This window comes from Chromobacterium sp. FG89 (assembly GCF_057808735.1).
The window spans coordinates 45,068-55,473 of sequence record NZ_JBMDIQ010000031.1; the positions used below are offsets into that span (position 1 = coordinate 45,068).

At 66.2% G+C, this 10,406-nt stretch carries 8 protein-coding genes; 4 read left to right on the plus strand and 4 right to left on the minus strand.

Annotated elements, in window-relative coordinates:
* Positions 1 to 118 precede the first annotated feature (118 nt).
* From cysS to ACODRW_RS22140, 4 genes are all read left to right on the plus strand, one after another.
* Positions 119 to 1,492 (plus strand): cysteine--tRNA ligase, encoded by a 1,374-nt coding sequence (gene cysS / locus ACODRW_RS22125; RefSeq protein WP_488906701.1) that lies wholly within the window; start codon positions 119 to 121, stop codon positions 1,490 to 1,492.
* A gap of 122 nt (positions 1,493 to 1,614) precedes the next feature.
* The gene (gene rpmE / locus ACODRW_RS22130) at positions 1,615 to 1,830 is read left to right on the plus strand and encodes a 50S ribosomal protein L31 (protein WP_488906702.1); all 216 of its coding nucleotides are present in this window, start codon (positions 1,615 to 1,617) and stop codon (positions 1,828 to 1,830) included.
* A 134-nt stretch (positions 1,831 to 1,964) separates the two neighbouring features.
* The gene (locus tag ACODRW_RS22135) at positions 1,965 to 2,891 is read left to right on the plus strand and encodes a hypothetical protein (protein ID WP_488906703.1); all 927 of its coding nucleotides are present in this window, start codon (positions 1,965 to 1,967) and stop codon (positions 2,889 to 2,891) included.
* A gap of 109 nt (positions 2,892 to 3,000) precedes the next feature.
* Entirely contained in the window at positions 3,001 to 4,656 is a 1,656-nt protein-coding gene (locus ACODRW_RS22140; protein WP_107799961.1) for an ArnT family glycosyltransferase, read from the plus strand.
* Positions 4,657 to 4,788: 132 nt separating this feature from the next.
* Here ACODRW_RS22140 and ACODRW_RS22145 read toward each other — a convergent pair whose 3' ends face one another.
* The 4 genes from ACODRW_RS22145 to ACODRW_RS22160 are packed head-to-tail and all read right to left on the minus strand — an operon-like array spanning position 4,789 to position 10,210.
* The gene (locus ACODRW_RS22145) at positions 4,789 to 6,747 is read right to left on the minus strand and encodes an acetoacetate--CoA ligase (protein ID WP_488906704.1); all 1,959 of its coding nucleotides are present in this window, start codon (positions 6,745 to 6,747) and stop codon (positions 4,789 to 4,791) included.
* A gap of 53 nt (positions 6,748 to 6,800) precedes the next feature.
* A complete protein-coding gene (locus ACODRW_RS22150; protein WP_253315254.1) occupies positions 6,801 to 7,712 on the minus strand; it encodes a hydroxymethylglutaryl-CoA lyase in 912 nt (303 codons plus the stop codon).
* Positions 7,713 to 7,724: 12 nt separating this feature from the next.
* Positions 7,725 to 8,237, minus strand: coding sequence for a GyrI-like domain-containing protein (locus ACODRW_RS22155; RefSeq protein WP_488906705.1), 513 nt, complete (start codon positions 8,235 to 8,237; stop codon positions 7,725 to 7,727).
* A gap of 5 nt (positions 8,238 to 8,242) precedes the next feature.
* The gene (locus ACODRW_RS22160) at positions 8,243 to 10,210 is read right to left on the minus strand and encodes an acetyl/propionyl/methylcrotonyl-CoA carboxylase subunit alpha (RefSeq protein ID WP_488906706.1); all 1,968 of its coding nucleotides are present in this window, start codon (positions 10,208 to 10,210) and stop codon (positions 8,243 to 8,245) included.
* Positions 10,211 to 10,406: the final 196 nt, after the last annotated feature.

Sequence of the window (10,406 nt, forward strand, 5' to 3'; positions counted from 1 at the left end):
GCCATCTGGCGGCCCAGCGCACCGCCGGCCGCGCGGCGCGTCGCAATCACGATGCGGAGGGCTTGACGGCTCTGTTACAATCGTTCTTTTTTGACCCAACCTCCAATAGGTTTCCATCATGTTGACCGTGTATAACACCCTGACCCGCCAGAAAGAAGAGTTCAAACCCATCGAGCCCGGCAAGGTGTGTATGTACGTGTGCGGCATGACGGTCTACGACCTCTGTCATATCGGACACGCGCGCATGTTGGCGGCCTTCGACGTGATCTATCGCTGGCTGGACGCGTCCGGCTACGACGTCACCTATGTGCGCAACATCACCGATATCGAGGACAAGATCATCAAGCGCGCCGCCGAGCGCGGCATTCTGCCGCAGCAGCTGGTGGAAGAGACCATCGCCGACATGCGCCAGGACGCCGCCGCGCTGAGCCTGTTGCCGCCGACGTTCGAGCCGCGCGCCACCCAGCATGTGCCGGGCATGGTGGCTATGATCGAAAAGCTGATCGCCAACGGAAAGGCTTACGCCGCGGACAACGGCGATGTGTATTACGCGGTACGCGAGTTCGAGGGCTACGGCAAATTGTCCGGCCGCACCCTGGACAAGCTGCGCGCCGGCGAACGGGTGGAAGTGGACCCGCACAAGCGCGATCCGCTGGACTTCGTGCTGTGGAAAGCGGCCAAGCCGGGCGAGCCGTCCTGGGACAGCCCGTGGGGCGCGGGGCGTCCGGGCTGGCATATCGAGTGCTCGGTGATGAGCTGTCATCATCTGGGCGAGAATTTCGACATCCACGGCGGCGGCGAGGATCTGCAATTCCCGCACCATGAGAACGAAATCGCCCAGTCCGAGGGCGCCCATGGCCACCAGTACGTCAATTACTGGCTGCACAACGGCTTCATCAATGTCGACGGCGAGAAAATGTCCAAATCGCTGGGCAATTTCTTCACCATCCGCGACGTGCTGGGCCATTTCGACGGCGAGGTGATCCGCTTCTTCATCGTGCGCAGTCATTACCGCAGCCCGGTGAACTACACCGACAGCATCCTGGTCGACGCCAAGCACGGCCTGACCCGGCTCTATACCGCCTTGCGCGGCCTGGAGCTGCCGGCCTCCGCCGGCATAGACTGGAAGGACCCGTTCGCCGCGCGCTTCCAGACCGCGATGAACGACGATTTCAACACCTCGGAAGCGGTGGCGGTGTTGTTCGAGCTGGCCGGCGAAGTCAACAAGAGCCGCGATCCGCGTCAGGCGCGCCTGCTGAAGGATCTGGGCGGCGTGCTGGGCCTGCTGCAGCGCGACCCGGAAGACTTCCTCAAGGGCGGCGCCGGCGACGAGGAGTTGTCGGCCGAGGCGGTGGAAGCCTTGATTCAGGCGCGCAAGGATGCGCGCGCCGGCAAGAACTGGGCGGAGTCCGACCGCATTCGCGATGAGTTGACCGCCAAGGGCATCGTGCTGGAAGACAGCGCCCAGGGCACGGTCTGGCGCCGCGCCTGAGCCGCAGGAGCCGCCGTTGACAGTGGATTTGGCACTTGTCAAGCGGCGGCAAAGCGCGGATAATCGATAGTTTCGCAAGCAGTACAGGCAAATCCCCTGTACCCGATTTGAAAGGAAGACACATGAAAACCGATATTCACCCGACTTACAAAGACCTGGCCGTTACCTGCTCCTGCGGTAGCCAGTTCGTGACCAAGTCCACCATGTCCAAGGACGCGTTCGGCATTGAAGTTTGCTCCAACTGCCACCCGTTCTACACCGGCAAGCAAAAGATCGTCGACACCGCCGGTCGCGTTGACAAGTTCAACCAAAAGTTCGGCGGCTTCTTCAAGCGCTAAGCGCCGAGGATACGTTGGACACCCAGAAAAAGGCAGCTCAGGCTGCCTTTTTTCTATGATTCCGGCGCGGCGGCGGCAGGGTTTGGCAGATTCCGGCCGGCGGCGCGCGTACCTATATCTGCAAGGTTGAGGCCATGGCGATCCACATCGTTTACCTGTCCCACGGCGGCAAGAAATACTACGACCAGACCCGCTTTTCCGTGTTGAGCCTGTTGCATTTGCTGCTGAAGCAGCAGCGGCAGGACGTGAAGATCATGGTGTACACCGACGCGCCGGACAGCGTGCCCGCGCATCCCCTGGTCCGCACCGAGACCCTGAGCCGGGCGCAGTTGCAGGCGTATCGCGGCCAGTTCGACTATGTGCACCGCATCAAGCTGGAAGTGATGCTGAAGGCGGCGCGCGAACTGGGCACCGCCGTCTTGTACGTGGACTGCGATACCCGCTGGCTGCGGGTGCCGGACGACTTGTTCGCCCGGCTGGAAGCAGGAAACGCCAGCTGCATGCACGTCAACGAGGGCGTGTTCGGTCCCGGCTTCTTCCCGGACTATCTGGCCGCGGTGGACAAGCACGGCGCCGAACTGCGCAAGATGGGGGTGGCCGACACCCAGGGCCTGGCGATGTGGAACGCCGGCGTGGTCGGCGCCTCCGCCGGCATGGTGCCCTTCTTTGAAACCGCCTTGCACATCAACGATTTCCTGCTGCCGCGCGTGGAAGCGCGCAACTGGACCGAGCAACTGGCGTGGTCGCTGGTGGCCTGCGACGGCCGCCAGCCGCTGGCGCTGGGGGATGCGCTGCACCACTACTGGAACTACAGTTACGAGGCGCCGCTCTACCTGGCTGAAGTGTTCGCCGGCATGGCGCCGGACTGGGATGTGGCGCGCCAGGCCGAGTACTGCGGCGAATTCGCCTGGGATGAGGCGAGGCTGAAGACGATACAGGCCGATCCCGATCACAAGCGCCAGCGCCGTCGCAACAAGTTGCGCAACTCCATCGCCAAGCGCAAGGTGGATTGGCGCATTCTGATCGCTCGCTTGCGCGGCGCTTTGCCGTCGGCTGATTGAAAGGGGCCTCGAACAACCGTCGCGAGCGGTTCGAGAGCAAGGCGCGCCGCAGCGCTCGGGCTGCGCGGTAGATCTTTCGAGCTCCCCTGAAACTGTTTGAACGAGACTCATGCTCACTTATTCGGAACAATCCCAAACCCTGGCCAAGCCCACGGAAAAACCGTGGATTCTGCTGCTGCTGTGTTTTGTCTGGCTGTGGCCGGGCATCTTGGGCCACGATCCGTGGAAGCCGGACGAGCCCTTCGTGCTGGCGGCGGTGCAGGGCATGCTGGACACCGGAAACTGGCTGCTGCCCACGGTGCAAGGCGCGCCCTATCTGGATAGCCCGCCGCTGTATTACTGGGTGGCGGCCTTCATGGTCAAGCTGCTGTCTCCCTGGCTGCTGGCGGCGCACGATGCCGCGCGGCTGGCCACGCCCTTGTTCATGGCGCTGGCCTTGCTGCTGGCCGGCATGGCCGGCCGCGATCTGATCGGCCGTCGTCACGGCCGCAGCGTGGTGATGGTGCTGATAGGCTGCGTCGGCCTGGTGGAAACCGGCCATCAGCTGACCTCGGTGGTGGCCGGTTTCGCCGGCTTCGCCGCCGCTTTCTACGCGCTGTCGCTGACCCTGCGTTCGCCCGGTCTGGCCGGCGCCTTGCTGGGCGCGGCCAGCGCGGCCATCTTCCTCAGCGCCAGCCTGATGGAGCTCTTGCTGCTGTGGATGGTGGTCTTGCTGCTGCCGGCCTTCTCCGCCTGGCGCAGCAAGCAATACGCGATCACCGTGCTGCTGGCCTTGCTGATCGCCGCGCCCACCTCCCTGGTGTGGCCGCTGGCGCTGGCCAAGAGCCATCCGGACGCGTTCAATCTGTGGTGGAACGAGTACTCGCTGGGCCAGCTCAACGGTTTTGGTCGGGTGCAGCTGTTCCACGACTTCGGCTACTACAGCCTGAACGCCCTGTGGTTTGCCTTCCCGGCCTGGCCGTTGGCCGGCTGGACCTTGTACCGCAACCGGGAACGGCTGGACCAGGCGCGCTTGCAACTGCCGCTGATGTTCTTCGCCGTGGTGTTGATCCTGCTGACCTTGTCCAGCCGTCCCAATATGACTTACGCGATGCCGCTGCTGCTGCCGCTGTCCTTGCTGGCGGCGGTGGAGCTGGACAATCTCAAGCGCGGCGCGGCGGCCTTCCTCAACTGGTTCGGCCTGATGACCTTCGGCTTCTTCGCTATCCTGGTGTGGGCCGGCTGGGCGGCGATGAACTTCGGCTGGCCGCGGGGCCTGGCCGGGCGAGCCCAGTATTTCAGCCCGTATTATCAGGAGCACGTGTCCAGCCTGGCCGCGGTGTGCGCGGTGATCGCCACCCTGGTATGGCTGTGGGCGCTGACGCGCAAGCATTTGCGCGGCCGCCAGGCCATCAGCAACTGGGCGGCGGGCCTGACCCTGCTGTGGGGTTTGGGCATGACCTTGTGGCTGCCGTGGTTCGACGCCGCCAAGAGCTACCGTCCGGTGGTGGAGCGGATGATGAAGGCGCTGCCGGCCAACGCCGCCTGCGTGGCGACCGAGAGCCGCAATCAGCTGGCGCTGATCAGCTGGCGCTATTACGCCGGCCTGGACCTGGTGTCCTATCCGGCGGGCAACGCCTCGCCCTGCGACTACCAGCTGGTGGTGCGCTCGGAGGACGAGGGCATCGCCGAGCCGGGTTGGGAAGTGCTGTGGTACGGCTCCCGGCCGCGCGAGCAGAACATGATGTTCGCGCTATTGCGGCGCATTCATCCGCATGAGCAATAAGAGCGGCGAGCAAACCCCCTGACGCTGCGTGGCGCGCCTTGCCCCAGCGGTAAAACCGGGTTTTGTTAAGCAGGCTAAAAACCCCCGCATTCATCAATCAATGCGGGGATTTTTCATGGGCCGCGCGTGGGCTCAGCTTTGCAGTTCGTCCAGGTTCTCGAACAGCTTCAGCGCTTCCGGATTGGCCAGCGCGGTGAGGTTGCTGACCGGCTGGCCGTGGATCACGTTCTTCACCGCCAGCTCGACGATCTTGCCGCTGATGGTCTTGGGGATGTCGGCGACGGCGATGATCTTGGCCGGCACGTGGCGGGGGCTGGCGCCGGTCTTGATCTGCGCCTTGATCCGCTGCTGCAGGTCTTCGTCCAGCCGCGCGCCGGCGCGCAGGCGCACGAACAGCAGCACGCGCTCGTCGTCCTGCCACTGCTGGCCGACGGCGATGCTTTCCAGCACCTCGTCGAAAGCCTCCACCTGGCGATAGATCTCCGCGGTGCCGATGCGCACGCCGCCGGGATTGAGCACCGCGTCGGAACGGCCGTAGATGATCATGCCGTCGTGGGCGGTGAGTTCGGCGTAGTCGCCGTGGCACCAGATATTGTCGAAACGGCCGAAATAGGCCTGGCGGTATTTGCCGCCGTCGGGATCGTTCCAGAAGCCCACCGGCATCGACGGGAAGGGGCGGGTGCACACCAGCTCGCCTTTTTCGCCGCGCACCGGCCGGCCGTACTCGTTGTAGATGTCCACCGCCATGCCCAGGCCGCGGCATTGCAGCTCGCCGCGGTAGACCGGCAGGCTGGCGCAACCCAGCGCGAAGCAGGACACGATGTCGGTGCCGCCGGACACCGAGGCCAGATTGATGTCGGCCTTGATGTTGGCGTACACCCAGTCAAAGCTTTCCGCCACCAGCGGCGAACCGGTGGAGAACACCGCGCGCAGCGAATCCAGCTTCCATTCCCGGACCGGCGCGATGCCGCTCTTGCGCAGGCCGTCTATGTATTTGGCCGAGGTGCCGAAGTGAGTGAAGCGCTGCCGCTCGGCGTAGTCCCACAGCGTGCGGCCTTCGCCGACGAAGGGCGAGCCGTCGAACAGCATCAGCGCCGCGCCGGACGCCAGGCCGGACACCAGCCAGTTCCACATCATCCAGCCGCAGGTGGTGAAGTAGAACAGGCGGTCGCCATGGTGCACATCGCCGTGCAGCTGCTGTTCCTTCAGATGCTGCAGCAAGGTGCCGCCGGCGCCGTGGACGATGCACTTGGGCTTGCCGGTGGTGCCGCTGGAATACAGGATGAACAGCGGGTGCCGGAAGGGCAGCCGTTCAAAGCTCAGCGCTTGCGCTTGATACGCGGCGGTGAAGTCCGTCAGGGTGATGGCCTTGGGCACGTTTTCCGCGAACACGCCGGTTTCGCCCAGATAGGGCACCACGATGATTTGCCGCACCGAGGGCAGCGCCTCGGCCAGCGCCGCCATCTTGGTGCGGATGTCCACCGCCTTGCCGGCGTACCAATAACCGTCCGGGCAGAACAGCAGCTTGGGCTCGGTCTGGCCGAAGCGTTCCACCGCGCCGTCCGCGCCGAAGTCCGGCGAACAGCTGGTCCACACCGCGCCCAGGCTGTTGGCGGCCAGCATCGCGGCGATGGTTTCCGGCATATTGGGCATGAAGCCCGCCACGCGGTCGCCGGCCTGAATGCCGGCGCCGCGCATCGCTTGTTGCAGCAGCGACACCTGGGCGCGCAGCTCGCGCCAGCTCCAGCGCCGCTGCAGCTTGTCCTCGCCCCAGAACACCAGCGCGTCGCCGTCGTCGTCGCGGCGCAGCAGGTTTTCGGCATAGCTCAGCCGCGCCTCCGGGAAGAAGCGGGCGGCCAGCATATTGTCGCCGTCGCTCAGCGCGGTGGCGCCCTTGTCGCCGATCACGCCGCAGTAATCCCAGACCAAGGACCAGAAGCGCGCCGGGTCGGCCACGCTGGCGCGCCACAGTTCGGCGTAGCCGTTCAGTTTGCGGTCGTAGGACAGTTCGGCCAGCTTGGCGAAGGCGGTCAGGTGGGCGCCGGCCAGGCGGCCGGCGGAGGGGGTCCAGATGGGCGTGTCGGGGGTCATGCTTTCTCCTGATATTTTCTCCGCGCGCCGGCCCATGGACGGGCGGCGGCTTGTTATTGCTCCGGCCTGGCGCGGCGCTTGTCGCCGACGGCGTGCGCCAGCTTGGAGGCCGGCAGCTTGCCCAGCGCGCCGGCGATGAACCAGGCCGTGTCCACCAGCGCGGCCAGGTCGACGCCGGTGTCGAAGCCTTCGCCCTGCAGCAGATAGACCACGTCCTCGGTGGCGACGTTGCCGGAAGCTCCCTGAGCATAAGGGCAGCCGCCCAGACCGGCAACCGAAGAATCGAATGTCATCATTCCTGCGCGCAAACACGCATGAATATTGCTGATGGCCATGCCGTAAGTGTCGTGGAAGTGGCCGGCCAGCTGCGACATTGGCACAGTCTTGCTCACCGCTTCCAGCATCGCCAGCACGCTGGACGGCGTGCCCACGCCTATGGTGTCGCCCAGAGAAATCTCGTAGCAGCCCATGTCCAGCAGCCGCGCGGCCACCTCCGCCACCTTGGCCGGCGCGATGCGGCCCTCGTAGGGACAGCCCGCCACGCAGGACACATAGCCGCGCACCGGCACGCCGGCCGCCTGCGCGCGCGCCATCACCGGCGCGAAGCGCTGCAGGCTTTCGGCGATGCTGGCGTTGATATTGCGTTGGCTGAAGCTTTCGCTGGCGGCGCCGAACACGGCGATTTCGCGCGCGCCGGCCGCCAGCGCCGCGTCCAGTCCCTGCTCATTGGGCACCAGCACCGGGTGGGACACCGGCCCGGCTAGGTCCAGGCCGGCCAGCACCTCGGCGCTGCCGGCCATCTGCGGCACCCATTTGGGCGAGACGAAGGCGCCGGCTTCTATGGTGCGCAGGCCGCTGGCGGCCAGGCGGCGGATCAGCTCCAGCTTGACGGCGGTGCTCACCGGCTGTTTTTCGTTTTGCAGCCCGTCGCGCGGACCCACTTCCACTATCTTCACTTGCGGCACTTCGGCTCTCCGTTAGCGGCGGCGCGGCTGCACCGGGATGTAAATGTCCATCTGGCGTTGCGGCAGCCCCGGAGCGCAGCGGCCGTCGTAACGCTCGAAGGAGCCCAGCGGCGCTTGCTCCCATTGCTTGGAGGCCGGCAGCCAGTCTTGCATGATGTAGCGCCAGGCCGCCTGGATCGCCTGGCCGAACTCGGCGTCGCTGCCGGCCGGCTGGGTGGTGAACACCGCGCACTTGGTCGGCGGCGTGCTGAGCCGCGCGCAGCCGGGCGGCAGCGGCAAGGGCTGCGCGCACTCCATCCCTATCATATAGCCGAAGCGGCCGCTGTCCGGGTCGAAGTCGTGGATCAGCCCGTATTCCGCGGCGTCGGCGCGGCCCAGCGCCGCCAGCAGTGGCTGGCGCAGCGTGGCCGTGTATTCGCCCCAGAATTCGGGAATCTGGCGCAGATTGTCGCCGTTCTCCATCTGGGTGGCGATGCTGTAGCCGGCCAGATTCAGGCCGGGATGATTGATGATGATAGGGTCCATAGGTGTCACTCCGCTTCGAAGTCGACCAACTCGTCGCCGTCGTTGACCTGCTCGCCGGTGCCGAAATAGAAAGCCTTGACCACGCCGTCCGCCGGCGCGGGGATGGTGTGCTCCATCTTCATCGCCTCCAGGATCAGCAGCGGGTCGCCCTTGTTGAGTTTGACGCCGGTGGCGGCCAGCAGGGCGACGATGCGGCCCGGCATCGGCGCTTTCAAATGGGTTTCGCCGTGAACCTCCTCGGCGGCCACCGCCAGCGGGTCCAGCCACTGCGCTTCCAGCCGGCTGCCGGCGGCGAACAACACCCGTTGCGGGCCGCTGCGGGCGACGACGGCTTCGAGTTGTTGATCGCCCAGCCGCGCGCGCAGCGTTCCGCCGTCCAGGCGGCCGCTGGCGGAGAACAGCCTGCCGGCGGCGGCGATCTCGCAGCCGTCGCCCAGATGGCGCAGCGTTACCGGATAGTCCTGGCCGGCGATGTGGAACACGAGCTTGCGGCTGAGCGCGCCGTTGAGCCGCCAGCCGGCGGCCACCGGGAAGCCGCCGGGCGCGGCCAGCGCCTCGGCCAGCGCCAGCAGCGCCAATTGCTCCGCGTCCGGCGCGGCGGGCGGCGGCAGCAGCGCGTCGTGGTGACGGGCGATCAGGCCGGTGTCCACCTGGCCGCCGGCGAAGCTGGCGTGCTGGACGATGCGGCGCAGGAAGGGGATGTTGGTGGTGACGCCGGCCACCTGGTAATCGGCCAGCGCCGCGTCCAGCCTTTGCAGCGCCTGGCGGCGGTCCTCGCCCCAGACAATCAGCTTGGCGATCATCGGGTCGTAGAAGGGCGAGATGCTGTCGCCGGCGACGACGCCGGTGTCGATGCGCACGACGGCGGATTCCGCCGGCGCGCGCAGGTGGTAGAGGGTGCCGGTGGCGGGCAGGAAGCCCTTGTCCGGGTCTTCAGCGTAAATGCGCGCCTCGATGGCGTGGCCGCTGATGCTGAGCTGCTCCTGGGACAGCGGCAGCGGCTGGCCGCTGGCGACGGCCAATTGCCAGGCCACCAGGTCCTGGCCGGTGATCATCTCGGTGACGGGGTGCTCCACCTGCAGCCGGGTGTTCATTTCCATGAAGAAGAAGCGGCCGGGGCGGCCGTCGGCCAGCACTTCCATGATGAATTCCACGGTGCCGGCGCCGACATAGCCCACCGCGCGCGCGGCGGCGCAGGCGGCCGCGCCCATCGCTTCGCGGGTGGCCGGCGGCAAGTCCGGCGCCGGCGCTTCCTCCAGCACTTTCTGGTGGCGGCGCTGCACTGAGCAATCGCGCTCGAACAGATACACGCATTGGCCGTGACTGTCGGCGAACACCTGGATTTCCACATGGCGCGAGCGCGGCAGGTATTTCTCCACCAGCACCTTGTCGTCGCCGAAGCTGGCGCGCGCCTCGCGCTGGCAGGAGGCCAACGCCGCTTCGAAGTCCGCGGAGGCTTCCACGATGCGCATGCCCTTGCCGCCGCCGCCGGCGCTGGCCTTGATCAGCACCGGGTAGCCGATGGCGTCCGCCTGGCCGCGCAGGAAGTCCGGCTCCTGGTGCTCGCCGTGATAGCCGGGCACCAGCGGCACCCGGGCTTGCTCCATCAGCGCCTTGGCCGCGGATTTGCTGCCCATCGCGGCGATGGCGGAGGCGGGCGGGCCGATGAAGGCGATGCCGGCGGCCTCGCAGGCGGCGGCGAAGTCCTCGTTCTCGGACAGAAAGCCGTAGCCGGGGTGGATGGCTTGTGCGCCACTGCGGCGGGCGATGTCCAGGATCAAGTCCCCGCGCAGATAGGAATCTGCCGCCGGGGCCGGCCCCAGCCGGTAGGCCTCGTCGGCCAGCTTGACGAAGCGGGCGTCGGCGTCGGCGTCGGAATGGACGGCGACGGTGGCGATGCCGAGCGCGCGCGCGGTCTTGATCACCCTGCAGGCGATTTCACCGCGGTTGGCGATGAGTATTTTATTGAACATGGTGCTCTTTCATGGTCGGCCCCTCTCCCCCAGCCCCTCTCCCGCGAGGGGAGAGGGGAGTGATCAAGCGTTGTTGCCGTTTCAATAGCCGAATCTCGTTTGATTAAAGTCACTCGTCAACGTCGCCATCCAAAGCCTCTCTCCCGTGAGGGGGAGAGATCAAGCGTTGTTGCCGTTTCAACCGCCGAATCTCGTT

Excerpts from the sequence above, each read along its gene's own strand:
- cysS (WP_488906701.1), top strand. The coding sequence starts at position 119 with ATGTTGACCGTGTATAACACCCTGACCCGCCAGAAAGAAGAGTTCAAA.
- rpmE (WP_488906702.1), top strand. The coding sequence starts at position 1,615 with ATGAAAACCGATATTCACCCGACTTACAAAGACCTGGCCGTTACCTGC.
- ACODRW_RS22135 (WP_488906703.1), top strand. The coding sequence starts at position 1,965 with ATGGCGATCCACATCGTTTACCTGTCCCACGGCGGCAAGAAATACTAC.
- ACODRW_RS22140 (WP_107799961.1), top strand. The coding sequence starts at position 3,001 with ATGCTCACTTATTCGGAACAATCCCAAACCCTGGCCAAGCCCACGGAA.
- ACODRW_RS22145 (WP_488906704.1), bottom strand. The coding sequence starts at position 6,747 with ATGACCCCCGACACGCCCATCTGGACCCCCTCCGCCGGCCGCCTGGCC.
- ACODRW_RS22155 (WP_488906705.1), bottom strand. The coding sequence starts at position 8,237 with ATGGACCCTATCATCATCAATCATCCCGGCCTGAATCTGGCCGGCTAC.
- ACODRW_RS22160 (WP_488906706.1), bottom strand. The coding sequence starts at position 10,210 with ATGTTCAATAAAATACTCATCGCCAACCGCGGTGAAATCGCCTGCAGG.